This window comes from Mesorhizobium sp. M1227, assembly GCF_040318315.1.
Taxonomy (GTDB): domain Bacteria; phylum Pseudomonadota; class Alphaproteobacteria; order Rhizobiales; family Rhizobiaceae; genus Mesorhizobium.
The window spans coordinates 37,907-52,999 of sequence record NZ_JAMYLZ010000040.1 but is presented as its reverse complement, the minus strand read 5'-3'; the positions used below and the strand labels follow the sequence as shown (position 1 = coordinate 52,999).

Here is a 15,093-nt window from a genome sequence, read left to right as displayed (position 1 = left end):
CCAAACCATCGACCTCAACCTCGTCGAGAGATAGCATGGAGCACTGTTCGCGATGTCCTCGCACACCTGTTCGCGATGTCTCCGGTCCAAACAGGGGGGAGATCGGCAGCTTCGGCCTCGGCGTCTCTTCTCCAACGCTTGAGATTGGCGAAAGCAGGCGCGATATCCAATCTCCCCCCCTGAGGGGGAGATGGCCGGCAGGCCAGAGGGGGGTGCTCACGCGCCACCCTTCGCTCGGTCGGCCGCCTGCGCCGCCAGTATCTTCTTCACCTCGGCGACCAGATCGCCTTCCGCCACGGTCACCTGCGCCGGTCGTGCGGCGCGCCATTCGGCGTTGTCGGCGATCTCGGCCGACATCTTCGCGCCTTCGATCAGGTCCTTGATCTGCACCTCGCCCTTGGCGCGCTCGTCGCCGCCCTGGATGACGGCGACCGGGCTGCCGCGGCGGTCGGCATATTTCAGCTGCGCCTTCATGCCGGCGCCGCCGAGATACATTTCCGAGCGGATGCCGGCGGCGCGCAGCTCGGCCACCATCTTCTGGTAGCGGCCGAGGCTTTCCGTATCCTTGTCCATGGTCAGCACGACGACCGGCGCGATGACATCGGAAGTATCGAGCTTGCCGAGGTTCTTCAGCGCCGTCATCAGGCGCGAGACGCCGATGGAAAAACCGGTCGCCGGCACCGGCTCGCCACGAAAGCGCGAGACGAGGCCGTCATAACGTCCGCCGCCGCCAACCGAGCCGAAGCGCACGATCTGGCCGTCCTCGTTGGGGATTTCGGCCAGCAGCTCGGCCTCATAGACCGGGCCGGTGTAATATTCGAGGCCACGCACAACGGAGGGATCGATGCGAATGCGATCCTCACCGTAGCCGCTTTGCGCGACCATGGTTCTTATCTGCTCCAACTCTGCAAGACCCTCGACAAACGAGGCGTTCGTGATGCCGAGATGTTCGAGTTTTCTTTCCTCGACAAGATTGCTGAGCCCTGGGGTGATAGATCCCAGTGTCTGGACAATTTGTTCGGGATCATGCTGCGCCATGACCGTGAAATAACTGATCACAACATCGATTTGCGCGTTACCCAGCCCGGCGCCCTTGGTAAAATCACCGCTCTCGTCCTTGCGCCCGGCGCCCAAAAGCAGGCGCACGCCCTCGACGCCCAGCTTGTCCAGCTTGTCGATCGCCCGCAGCACCTGCAGCCGGCGGCCAGCATTCTCGTCGCCGCCGAGGCCGATCGCCTCGAGCACGCCGTCGAGCACCTTGCGATTGTTGACGCGGACGACGTAGTCGCCGCGTTTGATGCCGAGCGCCTCCATCACGTCGGCCATCATCATCGCCATCTCGGCATCGGCCGCGACACCCGGCGTGCCGACCGTGTCGGCGTCGAACTGCATGAACTGGCGGAAGCGGCCGGGACCCGGCTTCTCGTTGCGGAACACCCAGCCGGAGCGATAGCTGCGATAGGGTTTCGGCAGGCGCTCGAAATTCTCGGCGACAAAGCGCGCCATCGGCGCGGTCAGGTCGTAGCGCAGCGACAGCCACTGGTCGTCATCGTCCTGGAACGAGAACACGCCCTCGTTCGGCCGGTCCTGGTCGGGCAAGAATTTGCCGAGCGCATCGGTGTATTCGATCAGCGGCTGGTCGACCGGCTCGAAACCGTAGAGTTCAAAGACCGAGCGGATCGTCGCCATCATCTTCTCGACGGTGCGCAGATCGTCGGCGCCGCGGTCGACAAAGCCGCGCGGAAGCCGCGCTTTCATCTTTTCGGATTTGTCGGCCATGGGATGGGTACTTTGCTAAGTAATCGGTGACTTATTTCGGGTCGGCGTGTCCTACCGATGCAGCCCGGAGAAGGCAAGGGTTTGCGGCTCTCCTTCTCCCCTTGTGGGAGAAGGTGGCCGAGCGAAGCTCGGTCGGATGAGGGGTGTTCCAGGGAACGCCGACGCCTCATTTCTTCCAACACCCCTCAACCGGCTCGGCGCTGCGCGCCGATCCACCTTCTCCCACAAGGGGAGAAGGAAAGGCGAAAAAGAAGCTGAAACAATTGCGCCATGCGCGCGGCATCGTGCCGACACAATCCGGGCCGATAAGCGCGCCGAAACAAGGGGTTCGGGGCCATGGCCACGCTACAGAAGTTCGACATCATCGATAGCGGCGCACGCGACGCCTCGGTCCGGCTGCGGCCGGCCGATGGTTATGCGCCGAATACCAAGCAAATCGCCGGACCGTTCGAGATCGCGGCGCAACAGCGCAGCGGACCGACCATGCGCGACGTGCTGATGACCGGACTGCTGGTGATCTATCCGGTGTTCGCCGCGCTGGCGGCCATCCTTGCCGGGTTTTTCCTCGCCGGCGCCGGCGGCGCCTGAGCCGCTATTTCGGCCGCTTGAACGCTTTCCGTTCCGCCTCGACCGGTTCGCGGCAGACGCAGCCCTCGAGATGGTCGTTGACCAGCCCCATCGCCTGCATGAAGGCGTAGAGGGTGGTCGGGCCGACAAAGCTCCAGCCGCGCTTCTTCAGCTCTTTCGAAATGCGGACCGAGACGGCCGTCGTCGGATTGGCGCGCAAATGCGCGAGGTCGACGATCTCGGGCCGCTCGTGCGGGCCGGGCTCGAACTTCCAGAACCAGGCGGCCAGCGAGCCGGCCTCGTCGATGAGTTCGCGGGCGCGCTTGGCGTTGTTGATGGTCGAGACGATCTTGCCGCGATGGCGGATGATGCCGGCATTGCCGAGCAGGCGATCGACATCGGCGTCGGTGAAGGCGGCGATCTTGTCGACATCGAAGCCGGCAAACGCCTCGCGGAAATTGTCGCGCTTGCGCAATATGGTCAGCCAGGACAGGCCCGACTGAAAACCTTCGAGGCAGATCTTCTCAAACAGGCGGCGGTCGTCGGCGACCGGCCGGCCCCATTCGTGGTCGTGGTAGTGCAGATAATCCGGCAGGTTGCCGTGCCAGAAGCAGCGGGCGATGCCGTCGGGACCGGCAAGCAGACCTGTCTTTTCATCCATGGCGGAATTCCGTTCGTGTCTTGGCGTTAACGCGTTTTGACGCGGCCTTTACCGCGGCTTTACCAGATTCCTGAACCGGGCGGTAACCACACCAAAAGCTTTACTGACAGATCGGCATTTTACACATTCCGATTCATGTTTCGGTTGCCGCTTCGCGCCCAATGTCGGCGAAATCGGGGAGGCTTTGCACCCCGGCATGTTCGACGATCAAGGTGCGTTGCGATGAAGACATTCTTGTTCCCACTGTTCGGCGCCGCGGCCGTACTTGCTGCCGGCGCCGCCAACGCCAACGACCGCTATGCGGAGAGGCCGCCGGTGGTGGTCAGCCCGGATCTTTCGGCACCCTGGGTGCTGCAGCTCGGCCATGCCCCGGGCATCGTGCGGCAGAGCCGGCAAGAGGCGCAGCCGCAACGGCGCTACCGGCGGCTGGCCGAACCCGATCAGCTGCGCACCGCAGCGGTGCAGGCGCCGGCCAAGCGCATGGTGATGCGGCCGCAGATCGACCCGATCTATCTGCCGCAGGAAGTCGCCTATGACGGCCCGCAGAAGCCGGGCACGATCGTCATCGATACGCGAGAGAATTTCCTCTATCTGGTCGGGAAGAACGGTAAGGCGCGGCGTTATGGCGTCGGCACCGGCAAGCCGGGCTTCGAATGGTCCGGCACCCACAAGATCACCAACAAGCGCGTCTGGCCGGATTGGCGGCCGCCGGCGGTGATGATCGCCCGCGAAGCCGCCAAGGGCCGTTATCTGCCGACCTATCTCGCTGGCGGCATGGAAAACCCGCTCGGCGCACGCGCGCTCTATCTCGGCTCGACCGAGTACCGTATCCACGGCACCAATCAGCCCTGGACGATCGGCGGCGCGGTGTCGTCGGGCTGCATCCGCATGCGCAACGAGGACGTGGTCGACCTTTACGAGCGGGTCAATGTTGGCACGACGGTTGTAGTCATGTAATCTGCGGTTGACCTCACCGATGATTCTGCTCAGAAGCCTCGGGAACATTGAATAACGGGGGACGGGCCGTGTGGGGATGCGGCCAGTCACGAAAGGGCAGCGCGGCAAGCCGTGCTGCCCTTTTTGTTTCCGCCAGCAGGAATTGGCGGGAAGATTTTGCCGGCACGTCGCGCGACCGGCATGGCGGTTCGCTTTTCGCGCTGCCCTTTCGCGGTTGCTTTGCTATGTGGCGGCTAAAATCCAGATAAAGGCCCCATCCCGATGTCCCTTTCCGATGACAGCCGCTATCTCAGAGGCGGCCCGGTTGCCCAACGCATCATCGCCGGCGTGCGCGAGGAGGCGGCGATCGCCACCGCCGAAGGCTTTCCGCCGAAGCTGGTGTCGGTCACCGTCGGCGATACCGCCGCGGTCGACGTCTATGTCCGCAACCAGCGCGCCAAGGCCGGGTTGGCCGGCATCGGCTTCGAGGAAAGGCGCTTTCGCGCCGACATCACCGCCGGCGAGCTGGAAGCGGCAATCCACGGGCTTAACGCCGACCCGCGCGTCACCGGCATCATCATCCAGCGGCCGGTGGCGGTGCACATTCCGATCAAGACGCTGCAGGCGGCGGTGCATCCGCTCAAGGATGTCGAGGGCATGCATCCGGCCTCGATCGGCAACATCGTCTACAACCAGCTCGACCTGGCGCCCTGCACCGCCGCCGCTTCGGTCGAACTGCTCAGGGAAACCGGCCTCGACCTCAAGGGGCTCGAGGTGGTGGTCGTCGGCCATTCCGAGATCGTCGGCAAGCCGATCGCGTTCCTCTTGATGAGCGAAGGCGCGACGGTGACCGTCTGTCACCACTTGACGCGTTCGGTGGCGGCACACGCACGCCGCGCCGACGCACTGTTCGTCGCGGTCGGCAAACCGCGGCTGATCAAGGCCGACATGGTCAAGCCGGGCGCCGCCGTCATCGATATCGGCATCAATTCGGAAATCGGGCCGGACGGCGAGAGCCGCATCGTCGGCGACGTCGATGCCGAGAGCGTCAGGCATGTCGCGTCGTGGATCACGCCGGTGCCGGGCGGCGTCGGCCCGATCACGGTGGCGATCCTGCTGCGCAACACGATGGTGGCCCTCAGCCGGCAGCGTGCCCGCTATCAGGCAACCTACGGCACGGCAGACCGGCTGGCGGCGGAGTAGGCGCCTTCGTCACGTGTATTGCGGCACATGGCAGGTGATCCGGGACTCGTCATCCCAGAAGACGTAGAGCACGCCGCCGCTGCCCCAGAAGAAACCGGCGAGTGAATCGAACTGAAGAAGAAATTTCATTTCCCGGTCCGTTCCGGGAACGACTGGAAACTGCGGTCCCTGAATCCATGACGGCAGCCCACCAAGCCGAAACAGGTTTTGCCTTGAATTGCTTATCCCGTACGACTGCCTGAGCCACCGTTCAGGGGTCGGTGCCAACCGAACAGTTCTTTTCTCGGCGGCTTTTGCAGGCCTCTCAATGTAGGGCGAATGCAGAGGCGCGATCGGCGTCGGCACACCGGCAGCGTCGTGGGAATAATAGGTCGGTTCGAGAGAATTCGCACAGGTCTCGATACGGAGTCTGGGAAGAGGCATCGTCAGCTCACTCCCAAGATCGTCCAGCGTAATCAGATGTATCAGTCGCTCTCGACAGGTCGGGCACACTGCCGATCCTTCGCCGCCGACCGTAAGTGGCCGGCCAGTCGCCGGCAGATGCCAGGTAGGATGATTGCGATGCGTCGGAAAAGACATGTCGCTCGGAGCGCCTTCCTCAAAGCTGAAATGATGACATGCCGGCGGCGAACGAGGATCATCATGCGTCAGCCAGTCTGCGAAATCGGGAACGTCGCCCAAGGTACTGTCTGGAAACAATTCCGGCGCCTGCAAGGCGACGTGAGCCAGCAGATCCTCCACGTCTATTCCGCGTTTCACTTCCTCTTGCAGGAAAAATGCCAGACGAGCCAAATGCGCGTCGTCGAGAAACGAAACGGCGTCGATAATCAGATTGTCTTGCTGGACGTCGGCTTCTACCGCTGCCTTTATGAGCGTAAACAGGAATTCGGACCCGTCCTTGAGATGACGAGCGATGATTGTCTGGCATTCGCCATAGCTGGCCTGGAGCGTCGCCGGCGATTTGTCCGACAGCAGCCGAACGACGGTTCCAATCTCTTCGGACTTTGGGTTGGGCATCTCGGCAGTCTCATCGGCGGGTGCGCAGCGATCGAACCAATTTTGGCGGCTCGCCGCCATAGGCCCAGTCGAGCAGTTTTATCGTATGCACCACCGGCAGCTTGGCGGCGGAAGCGATCTGGGTGATGCAGCCGATATTGCCGGTGGCGACGATTTCAGCACCGGTCGCCTCGATATTCCTGACTTTGCGGTCGCGCAGCGTTGCCGAAATCCCGGGCTGCAGGATGTTGTAGGTGCCGGCCGAACCGCAGCACAAATGCCCTTCGCGCGGCTCGCGCACGACGAAACCGGCACGGACCAGAAGCTCCTTCGGCTGGCGGGTGATCTTCTGGCCGTGCTGCATTGAGCAGGCTGAGTGATAGGCGACGATGGTGCCCGGCTTGCGGACCGGCTCGGGCAGGTCGAGGCTTGCCAGATATTCGGTGATGTCCCTGGCCAACGCCGAGACCCGCGCAGCCTTGTCGGCATAGGCCGGATCGAGGCGCAGCATGAAGCCGTAATCCTTGATGGTGGTGCCGCACCCGGATGCGGTGATGACGATGGCGTCGAGTCCACCCTGCTCGATGGCGCGCGTCCAGGCGTCGACGTTCCGTCGGGCCGACGCCAAGGCAGCGTCCTCGCGCCCCATATGATGCACCAGCGCGCCGCAGCAGCCCTCGCCCTCGGGCACCACGACCTCGACGCCAAGCCGGGTCAGCAGCGAAATCGTCGTGTCGTTGATGCCGGGATCGAGCACGGATTGCGCGCAGCCGGTGAGGATGGCGACGCGGCCATTTTTCTTCGCGCCCTGCCCGGCATGGACGCCCGGCGAGGCCATCGGCGAGACTTCCGGGACCGACGCCGGGGCCAGCTTCAACATCGCGCCCAAAGGCTTCAATACCTGGATTTTCTCAAACAGGCCGGCGAATGGGTGGCCGAGCTTCGCCAGCTTGAGCGCCGCGCGGAAACGCGAGGGATAGGGCAGCACGAAGGCCAGCATGGCGCGTGTCAGGCGATCGGCCAGCGGACGCTTGTAGGTCTCCTCGATATGGACGCGGGCGTGGTCGACCAGATGCATGTAGTTGACGCCCGACGGGCAGGTGGTCATGCAGGCGAGGCAGGACAGGCAGCGGTCGATATGGGTGACGATCTGCTTGTCGGCCGGCCGGCCGTTTTCCAGCATGTCCTTGATCAGATAAATCCGGCCGCGCGGCGAATCCAGTTCGTTGCCGAGCGTCACATAGGTCGGGCAGGTGGCGGTGCAGAAGCCGCAATGCACGCATTTGCGCAGGATCTTCTCCGATTCCGCGACATGCGGATCGGCGAGCTGGGCAGCTGAGAAATTGGTCTGCACGTAAACGAATCCTTACCGTTTGAGCATGATCTTTTCCCAAAACCGGTACCCACTTTTGGGGATCATGCTCATAATCCCAGAAACCAGCTTTCCGGGTTCTTGACCGCCTCGCCGCGCTGCAGCGCCTGCAGGCCAAGAACGCAGCGGGCGATGAACCAGACGGCGACCGCGACCATCAGCACGACACCGATGACCACGATCATCAACAGCGCCGAGATCAGTGCATAGAGCAGGCCGATCCAGAAGGTGCGGATCAGGAATGTGTAGTGGCTTTCGACGAAGCCGCCGGCCTTGCCGCGATTGATATAGGCCAGGACGATGCCGACAATACCGCTGACGCCGATGGCTAGGCCGGCGAGATAGAGGATGTAGATGACCAGCGCGTTGGTCGGGCCGGGCTCCAGCCAGCGGTCGGTCTGGCGTGACGTACCGTTTTGGCCTGGATCGCTCATTGTGCTCCTCCCTCGGTTGCCGGCGCGAGAGTAGCAGAGCTTGCGCCCGGCGCCATACGGCCGGGATTGAGGATATTCTTCGGGTCGAATTCGGTCTTCAGCCGCGCCGACAGTGCTGCCAGTTGCGGCGCTTGCGGTTCGAACACCGGCACGGCGGCGCGGTGCGAAGGGGTTGCGCGCACCAGCGTCGCATGGCCGCCGCCATGTCTTCTGATCAGGCCGCGCAACAGGCCAGCCTCGGGATCGTCCTGCTGCATGCGCAGCCAGATCAGCCCGCCCTGCCAATCGTAGAAGGCATCGACCGGGGCCTGCATGCGCAGCGCCAGCACCATCTGGTGGCCCCGCGACGGCGCCATCGAGACGCGCCACACCGGCCTTTCGCTGCCATCGGCGAACGGCGCGCAGTCGCGGACACCGCGCCAGACCGAGTACGAGACCGAACCGGAAATCTCCTGCAGCGGCCCGGCGTTTTTCAGCAGGTCTTTCAGAGCGGCAATGCGGTAAGCGACCGACGGGCCGAAGCCCTCGATGCGCAGCAGCGTCGCGGCATCGCTGCCGAGACTGCCGCCGGCGACCCTGGCTGCGACCCGTTCGGGAAGATGGGCAGCACTCGACACTTCGGCGCTGGAACCCAGCGCCAGCGCCATGGCGGCGGCGGCGTGATCGTCGAGCAGGCCGCGGATGGCGAGCGTGACTTCGGTCTCGGCAGCAGGCAGCACCTTGAAGGTGACGTCGGTGAGCACCGCCAGCGTGCCCCAGCTGTTGGCCATCAGCTTGGACAGATCATAGCCGGTGACGTTCTTGACGACGCGGCCGCCCGACTTGAAGGCCTCGCCGCGCCCGGAAACGGCCGCTATGCCGAGGATATGGTCGCGCGCAGCACCCACCTTCAGCCGGCGCGGGCCGGAAAGGTTCGCGGCGAGTGCGCCGCCGATCGTGCCTCGCGCTGGCTCACCGCCGAGCAGCGGGCCGTAATCCATCGGTTCGAAGGCAAGTTGCTGGCCGTTTTCGGCAAGCAGGCTTTCGATTTCGGCCAGCGGCGTGCCGGCTTTTGCCGACAGCACCAGTTCGGCCGGCTCGTACAGCATGACGCCGGAGAGTCTGGAAAGGTCGAGCGTATGCTCACTCTGCTGCGGCCGGCCGATACCGCGCTTGGAGCCGTGGCCGAGGATTTCGAGCGGGAATTCCTCTGCGGCTGCCCAAGCGATTGTGGATAGGGTTTCCGCGGCTGTGGACGGGGTGAAGGTGGTCATGCGGCAGAGCCCTGGTTCCTCTCCCCCGCTTTGCGGGGGCGAGGAACCCCCATTCTGAGAAGCTATCGCCTCAAACTCTCGGGATGCGTGGGAGCGAAGCTGCAGGACCTGGGTTCCTCGCCCCCGCGAAGCGGGGGAGAGGTGCCTCGCGCAGCGAGGCGGAGAGGGGGCCATCATAGAGCGCCACCTCTAGAGTTCCTGCTTGCGAAAACGAACCTTAGGTCGGCAGAGATTACGTCCTCCGCAAGCCGTCCCTCCAGTGCTGCAAGAATGGTTTCGCAGATACTCGTCGGGTTGGTTAGCATGTCGACGCTCCAGAATCGGATCACCGAGAACCCTTTGCCGCGCATGAATTCGTCGCGTCGCCTGTCGTAAGTACTCTCGGCGTGTTGACCTCCGTCCAGCTCGACGATCAGCCTTTCGCTTCGGCAGGCGAAGTCTGCAAAATACGGCCCAATCGGCATCTGACGCACGAATTTATATCCGCCCAGCCTCTTGGCCTTCAACTCGTTCCAGAGGGTCGCTTCCGCCTGATTGTCGCCTCGACGAAGCTCGCGGGCGCGCGCGACCTTTTCGGGTGAACGCCGGCTTGGTGCACCGGTCGTCCCCCTCTCCGTCTCGGGCTTCGCCCGAGCCACCTCTCCCCCGCTTTGCGGGGGCGAGGAACCCCCATTCTGAGCTGTCATCCCCTCAAAACCTCGGAATGTCCGGAAACGCCACTTGCCCGCGATGCACGTGCATCCGCCCGAGCTCGGCGCATCGCCTCAATTGCGGGAAGACCTTGCCGGGATTCAAAAGATGGTTGGGGTCGAAGGCGCATTTGACGCGCATCTGCTGGTCGAGGTCGATCTGGTTGAACATTTCCGGCATCAGGTCGCGCTTCTCGACGCCGACCCCGTGCTCGCCGGTCAGCACGCCACCGACCTTGACGCAGAGCCGCAATATGTCAGCGCCGAAACTCTCCGCCTTGTCGAGTTCGCCGGGCACGTTGGCGTCGTAGAGGATGAGCGGGTGCAGATTGCCGTCGCCGGCGTGGAAGACATTGGCGACGCCGAGCCCGTATTTCTCCGACAGTTCGCGCATGCCGGCGAGCACGCGCGGCAGTTCCTTGCGCGGGATGGTGCCGTCCATGCAGTAGTAGTCGGGCGAGATGCGGCCGACCGCCGGGAACGCCGCCTTGCGGCCGGCCCAGAAGCTCAGCCGCTCCTGTTCCGACTGCGACGTGCGGCATGTGGTCGAGCCGTTCCTAAAAGCAATGGCTTCGACCAGGCCGATCAGGTGATCGACCTCGACACCCGGCCCGTCCAGCTCGACGATCAGCAGCGCCTCGACATCGAGCGGATAGCCGGCCTGGACGAAATCCTCGGCGGCGTGGATGGCCGGACGGTCCATCATCTCCATGCCGCCCGGAATGATGCCGGCGCCGATGATGTCGGCAACGCATTGGCCGGCCTGCTCGCTGGTCGGGAAACCGATCAGCAGGGCGCGCGCCGTCTCCGGCCTCTTCAGGATGCGTACGGTGACCTCGGTTACGACGCCGAGCAGTCCTTCGGAGCCGGTCATGACGCCGAGCAGGTCGTAGCCTTCCGCGTCGAGATGGCTGCCGCCGAGGCGCACCACCTCGCCATTCATCAGCACCATCTCGATGCCGAGCACATTGTTGGCGGTGAGACCGTATTTCAGGCAGTGCACGCCGCCGGAATTTTCCGCGACATTACCGCCGATCGAGCAGGCGATCTGGGAGGATGGATCGGGGGCGTAATAGAAGCCCTCCTGCTCGACGGCGGTGGTGATGCCGAGATTGGTGACGCCGGGCTGGGCGACGACGACGCGGTTCTGAAAATCGATCTCGAGGATGCGGTTGAAGCGGCTCATGACCAGCAGCACCGCGTCTTCGAGCGGCAGCGCACCGCCGGAGAGCGAGGTGCCGGAGCCGCGCGGCACGACGCGGATGTTGCGGTCGCTGCAATATTTCAGCACCCGCGACACCTGCGCCACGGTCTGCGGCAGCACCACGACCAGCGGCAATTGCCGGTAGGCGGTGAGCCCGTCGCTCTCGAAGGCGCGCATGGCATTGGCGGCGTCGACGACGCCCTCGCCCGGCACGATGATGCGCATATCGGCGACGATCTCGTCGCGCCGGCGCATCGTGGCGTCGTCTGGTTTCGGCATGGCAAGGCCGGACATCGACAGCCTCCTTCGATCGACTGGTAAAAATCTTTTACCAGCGACAGTGGTCGCTTGCAAATGCCGCGTTGGCCGGGATGAGAGGCCTATGGCCGAGACAGCCTTCTGCAGCGGCAATCTGCCGCTGCGCCCCACATTACTCGCCCGGCTGCTTGCCTGGTTCGGAGTGCATGCGGCGGACGCGGCGCACGCCCCACCAGACGAGCACGACCGCGAGCGGCACCGAGGCGGCGGTGACCATTTCCGGCGCGAAGGCATGGCCGAAGATCGAGGCGCCCTTGGCGACGTAGCCGATGAGGCCGACGACATAGTAGGAAACCGCGGCGACCGAGAGCCCCTCCACCGTCTGCTGCAGCCGCAATTGCAGGCGGGCGCGATTGTTCATCGATGCCAAAAGATCGCGGTTCTGCTTCTCGACCTCGACGTCGACCCAGGTGCGCAGCAGTGTGGTGGCACGGGTGAGCTTCGTCGACAGGTTGGCCTGACGCTCCTCGACCGAACGGCAGGTACGCATCGCCGGCGCCACGCGGCGCTGCAGAAAACCGCCCCAGGTGTCGTAGCCGGGCACCGCCTCTTCGTCGAGCGCCTCCAGCCGTTCGCGCACGATGCCGTCATAGGCGCGGCTGGCGCCGAAGCGGTAGAGGCTGGAGGCGGCATCGGCCTCCAGCTCGGCGGCCAGTTCGGTCAAGTCGGCAAGCAGCGTCTGGCTGTCGCGGGTCTCGGCGACCTTCATTTCCAACGTGGTCTGGGCCAGCCTGTCTTCGATGCGGCGGGCGCGACCGGACAGCGTCAGGGCCAGCGGCAGCCCAAGCATGGCCAGCGTGCGGTAGGTCTCGATGTCGACCAGCCGCTGCGACAGTGCCCCGATGCGCGCCGGGGTCAGGCCACGGTCGAGCACCAGCATGCGGGTCAAGCCGTCGCCATCCTGACGGAAATCGGTGACGATGGCCGCGTTGCCGCGCTCGACCAGCGAATAGCACAGGCTGGTCGGGTCGAAGCCGGCGATCAGTTTTTCGTTCGCCGGCGTCCATTTGCGGATCTCCAGCCTGATGCCGGAAATCACCGTGCCCGGCGGCGAAAACCCGTTGCCGAAGGGTGTGTCTTCTTGCCCCCTGCCGTTTTCGGCGAGCGGGCCTTCCCAGAGATAGGTCGAGAATTCCGTGTGACGTTCCCAACGCAGCGAGCCCTTGCCCCATTTCATCGCGTGGTGGCGGGCGTGAGGGTCGGGCGCGGCGATGCCGAGGCGTCGCGACAATTCGGAAAGCACGGCCTGATCGATCCCGGATCCAGCTTCGGTCATGAAGGAAAGCTGCACCAGCACGCGCGGCTTTTCGACCAGCGGCTGCGGCCGGGCGTGGACCTCGCCGAGCGCGCCCGGCCGACCGTCATGCGCCGGAAAGCCCATGACAGTGCCGCCCACGGCTTTGGCGCGCAGCTGGAATTCGAGGTTGGAAGGGTCGGCGTCTGGCACGGCTGGTCCCCCGGGCTTCTGTGAGCCCTTTGGCAATGATGTCCCTCTAGAGGCAATCGCCAGGGGACGCAAACGCCCAATTTAGCTGAAGATGATATGGCGCCGCGGCTGTGAAACGGACCCGCCCCCCGGCGAATTGGATAAATAATTTGACCAGTTGGCGACGCCGGCTTTATCTTGCGCGACATCGGTTCAACCCCCAGGCATCCCGTTTGAGCGACATTTTCTCCCGGATCGAGCATTCGCGCACCGCCGACGAGGTGGTGCAGCAGATCGAGAGCCTGATCCTCGAAGGCGTCCTGCGCACCGGCGACCGGCTGCCGGGCGAGCGCGAACTGGCGCGCCAGTTCGAGGTGTCGCGGCCGATCCTGCGCGATGCCTTGAAAGCCTTGGAAGGGCGCGGGCTGTTGACGACACGGCCAGGCGGCGGCACCCATGTCGCCGATGTCATCGGCCAGCTGTTCACCAAGCCGGTGACCGACCTGATCTCGATGCATCGCAAGGCGGTGACCGACTATCTGGAGTACCGCCGCGAGATCGAGGCGGTGGCGGCGGAATATGCGGCGCGGCGTGCCACATCGGACGATCTGGCGCTGCTCGACCGCATCATGGCACGTATGGACGAGGCGCACCGGACCGGCAATTTCGACTACGAGGCGGAAATCGACATCGAGTTCCATCACGCGATCTGCGAATGCGCGCACAACATCATCCTGCTGCACACACTGCGCTCCTGTTATCGGCTGCTGTCGGAAGGCGTGTTCCAGAACCGGCGGCTGGTGTTCAACGTGCCGGGCGCGCGCGAGGCGCTGCTTTCGCAGCACCGGGCAATCTATGCGGCGGTCAAGACCGGCGATCCGGCCGCGGCGCGGCAGGCGGCGATGGACCACATCTCCTATGTCGAACGATCGATGGCCGAGGCCGAGCGCAGCGGCGACTGGCAGCGCGTGTCGCGGCTGAGGCTCAGGCAGCGCTCCGAGCCCGGTGGCGGTGAGGCGGCAAGAAAACAGCCGTAGGCCCCGCCCAGAAAATTCAACGACGAAGCAGCGAAGAACCAGCGGAAAAAAGATCCATGAGCAGCATTCTCACCATCGCCGACCTCAAGGACCTGGCGCGCCGCCGCGTGCCGAAGATGTTCTTCGACTATGCCGATTCCGGCGCCTGGACCGAAAGCACCTACCGGGCCAACGAGGAAGATTTCCAGAAGATCAAGTTCCGCCAGCGCGTGCTGGTCGACATGGACAACCGCTCGCTGGAGTCGACCATGATCGGCGAGAAGGTGACGATGCCGGTGGCGCTGGCGCCGACCGGCATGACCGGCATGCAGCATCCGGACGGCGAGATGCTGGCGGCCCAGGCGGCGGAAGAATTCGGTGTGCCGTTCACGCTGTCGACAATGAGCATCTGCTCGATCGAGGATGTCGCGTCGGTGACCAGGAAGCCGTTCTGGTTCCAGCTCTATGTGCTGCGCGACAAGGATTTCGTCTTCGATTTGATCGACCGCGCAAAGGCGGCGAAATGTTCGGCGCTGGTGCTGACGCTCGACCTGCAGATCCTCGGTCAGCGCCACAAGGATATCCGCAACGGGCTTTCGGCGCCGCCGCGGATGACGCCGAAGCACCTGTGGCAGATGGCGACCAGGCCGCGCTGGTGCGTCGGCATGGCCGGGACCAAGCGCCGGAGCTTCCGCAACATCGTCGGCCATGCCAAGGGCGTCGGCGACCTCGCCTCGCTGTCGTCGTGGACGAAGGAGCAGTTCGATCCGCATCTGTCGTGGAAGGACGTCGCCTGGATCAAGGAGCGCTGGGGCGGCAAGCTGATCCTGAAAGGCATACTCGACAAGGAGGATGCGCTGATGGCGGCCAGGACAGGCGCCGACGCGATCATCGTTTCCAACCATGGCGGCCGCCAGCTCGACGGCGCCTCGTCGTCGATCATGGCGCTCGAAGAGATCGCCGACGCCGTCGGCGACGCGATCGAGGTGCATATGGACGGCGGCATCCGTTCCGGCCAGGACGTGCTCAAGGCACTGTGCCTCGGCGCCAAGGGCACCTATATCGGCCGGCCTTTCCTGTACGGCCTCGGCGCACTCGGCAAGGAAGGGGTTACCAAGGCGCTGGAAATCATCCGCAAGGAGATGGACATAACGCTGGCTCTGTGCGGAAAGCGCCTGGTCACCGACATGGGCAAGGATCAGCTTCGGCGCTAAAGTCCCGTGACGGCATGACCACGGA

General features: G+C 64.3%; 14 protein-coding genes. 5 read left to right on the top strand and 9 right to left on the bottom strand.

Annotated elements, in window-relative coordinates:
- Window positions 1–216 precede the first annotated feature (216 nt).
- The gene (gene hisS / locus NKH28_RS29480; RefSeq protein ID WP_352981026.1) at window positions 217–1,779 is read right to left on the bottom strand and encodes a histidine--tRNA ligase; all 1,563 of its coding nucleotides are present in this window, start codon (window positions 1,777–1,779) and stop codon (window positions 217–219) included.
- Window positions 1,780–2,115: 336 nt separating this feature from the next.
- On the opposite strand from hisS, the gene NKH28_RS29475 reads away from it, so the two are divergent.
- The gene (locus NKH28_RS29475) at window positions 2,116–2,367 is read left to right on the top strand and encodes a hypothetical protein (protein WP_352502096.1); all 252 of its coding nucleotides are present in this window, start codon (window positions 2,116–2,118) and stop codon (window positions 2,365–2,367) included.
- Between the two features lie 4 nt (window positions 2,368–2,371).
- Here the strand turns inward: NKH28_RS29475 and NKH28_RS29470 are convergent, their stop codons facing one another.
- Window positions 2,372–3,007, bottom strand: a complete 636-nt coding sequence (locus tag NKH28_RS29470) for a DNA-3-methyladenine glycosylase I (RefSeq protein ID WP_352981025.1) — start codon at window positions 3,005–3,007, stop codon at window positions 2,372–2,374.
- 222 nt (window positions 3,008–3,229) lie between these two features.
- Between NKH28_RS29470 and NKH28_RS29465 the strand changes: the two genes are divergently transcribed.
- Both NKH28_RS29465 and NKH28_RS29460 read left to right on the top strand, forming a co-directional pair.
- Window positions 3,230–3,964, top strand: a complete 735-nt coding sequence (locus NKH28_RS29465) for a L,D-transpeptidase (protein ID WP_352472683.1) — start codon at window positions 3,230–3,232, stop codon at window positions 3,962–3,964.
- A 261-nt stretch (window positions 3,965–4,225) separates the two neighbouring features.
- Entirely contained in the window at window positions 4,226–5,146 is a 921-nt protein-coding gene (locus tag NKH28_RS29460; protein WP_352981024.1) for a bifunctional 5,10-methylenetetrahydrofolate dehydrogenase/5,10-methenyltetrahydrofolate cyclohydrolase, read from the top strand.
- A gap of 9 nt (window positions 5,147–5,155) precedes the next feature.
- On the opposite strand, the gene NKH28_RS29455 is transcribed toward NKH28_RS29460, so the two are convergent.
- The 7 genes from NKH28_RS29455 to NKH28_RS29425 all read right to left on the bottom strand — a co-directional run bounded on the left by NKH28_RS29455 (window position 5,156) and on the right by NKH28_RS29425 (window position 12,859).
- On the bottom strand, window positions 5,156–6,163 hold the full coding sequence (locus NKH28_RS29455) for a hypothetical protein (protein WP_352981023.1): 1,008 nt from the start codon (window positions 6,161–6,163) through the stop codon (window positions 5,156–5,158).
- Between the two features lie 10 nt (window positions 6,164–6,173).
- On the bottom strand, window positions 6,174–7,496 hold the full coding sequence (gene glcF / locus NKH28_RS29450; protein ID WP_352981022.1) for a glycolate oxidase subunit GlcF: 1,323 nt from the start codon (window positions 7,494–7,496) through the stop codon (window positions 6,174–6,176).
- A gap of 68 nt (window positions 7,497–7,564) precedes the next feature.
- Window positions 7,565–7,948 carry a DUF4870 family protein gene (locus NKH28_RS29445; RefSeq protein WP_352450958.1) on the bottom strand — a complete coding sequence of 128 codons (384 nt, stop codon included), beginning with the start codon at window positions 7,946–7,948 and terminating at the stop codon, window positions 7,565–7,567.
- A complete protein-coding gene (locus NKH28_RS29440) occupies window positions 7,945–9,201 on the bottom strand; it encodes an FAD-binding protein (protein WP_352450957.1) in 1,257 nt (418 codons plus the stop codon). The genes NKH28_RS29445 and NKH28_RS29440 overlap by 4 nt, the downstream gene beginning before the upstream one ends.
- A gap of 173 nt (window positions 9,202–9,374) precedes the next feature.
- Complete coding sequence (locus NKH28_RS29435; RefSeq protein WP_352981021.1) at window positions 9,375–9,887, bottom strand: endonuclease domain-containing protein; 513 nt, start codon at window positions 9,885–9,887, stop codon at window positions 9,375–9,377.
- A gap of 4 nt (window positions 9,888–9,891) precedes the next feature.
- The gene (locus NKH28_RS29430; protein ID WP_352981020.1) at window positions 9,892–11,388 is read right to left on the bottom strand and encodes an FAD-linked oxidase C-terminal domain-containing protein; all 1,497 of its coding nucleotides are present in this window, start codon (window positions 11,386–11,388) and stop codon (window positions 9,892–9,894) included.
- 136 nt (window positions 11,389–11,524) lie between these two features.
- The gene (locus tag NKH28_RS29425) at window positions 11,525–12,859 is read right to left on the bottom strand and encodes a DUF3422 family protein (protein WP_352981019.1); all 1,335 of its coding nucleotides are present in this window, start codon (window positions 12,857–12,859) and stop codon (window positions 11,525–11,527) included.
- Between the two features lie 212 nt (window positions 12,860–13,071).
- Between NKH28_RS29425 and NKH28_RS29420 the strand changes: the two genes are divergently transcribed.
- Both NKH28_RS29420 and NKH28_RS29415 read left to right on the top strand, forming a co-directional pair.
- Window positions 13,072–13,875 (top strand): FadR/GntR family transcriptional regulator, encoded by an 804-nt coding sequence (locus tag NKH28_RS29420; protein ID WP_352981018.1) that lies wholly within the window; start codon window positions 13,072–13,074, stop codon window positions 13,873–13,875.
- Window positions 13,876–13,931: 56 nt separating this feature from the next.
- Entirely contained in the window at window positions 13,932–15,068 is a 1,137-nt protein-coding gene (locus NKH28_RS29415; RefSeq protein ID WP_352680839.1) for an alpha-hydroxy acid oxidase, read from the top strand.
- Window positions 15,069–15,093 lie beyond the last annotated feature (25 nt).

Coding starts and splice junctions, on each gene's coding strand:
- hisS (WP_352981026.1), bottom strand. CDS start 1,779: ATGGCCGACAAATCCGAAAAGATGAAAGCGCGGCTTCCGCGCGGCTTT.
- NKH28_RS29475 (WP_352502096.1), top strand. CDS start 2,116: ATGGCCACGCTACAGAAGTTCGACATCATCGATAGCGGCGCACGCGAC.
- NKH28_RS29470 (WP_352981025.1), bottom strand. CDS start 3,007: ATGGATGAAAAGACAGGTCTGCTTGCCGGTCCCGACGGCATCGCCCGC.
- NKH28_RS29465 (WP_352472683.1), top strand. CDS start 3,230: ATGAAGACATTCTTGTTCCCACTGTTCGGCGCCGCGGCCGTACTTGCT.
- NKH28_RS29460 (WP_352981024.1), top strand. CDS start 4,226: ATGTCCCTTTCCGATGACAGCCGCTATCTCAGAGGCGGCCCGGTTGCC.
- NKH28_RS29455 (WP_352981023.1), bottom strand. CDS start 6,163: ATGCCCAACCCAAAGTCCGAAGAGATTGGAACCGTCGTTCGGCTGCTG.
- NKH28_RS29445 (WP_352450958.1), bottom strand. CDS start 7,948: ATGAGCGATCCAGGCCAAAACGGTACGTCACGCCAGACCGACCGCTGG.
- NKH28_RS29440 (WP_352450957.1), bottom strand. CDS start 9,201: ATGACCACCTTCACCCCGTCCACAGCCGCGGAAACCCTATCCACAATC.
- NKH28_RS29435 (WP_352981021.1), bottom strand. CDS start 9,887: ATGACAGCTCAGAATGGGGGTTCCTCGCCCCCGCAAAGCGGGGGAGAG.
- NKH28_RS29430 (WP_352981020.1), bottom strand. CDS start 11,388: ATGTCCGGCCTTGCCATGCCGAAACCAGACGACGCCACGATGCGCCGG.
- NKH28_RS29415 (WP_352680839.1), top strand. CDS start 13,932: ATGAGCAGCATTCTCACCATCGCCGACCTCAAGGACCTGGCGCGCCGC.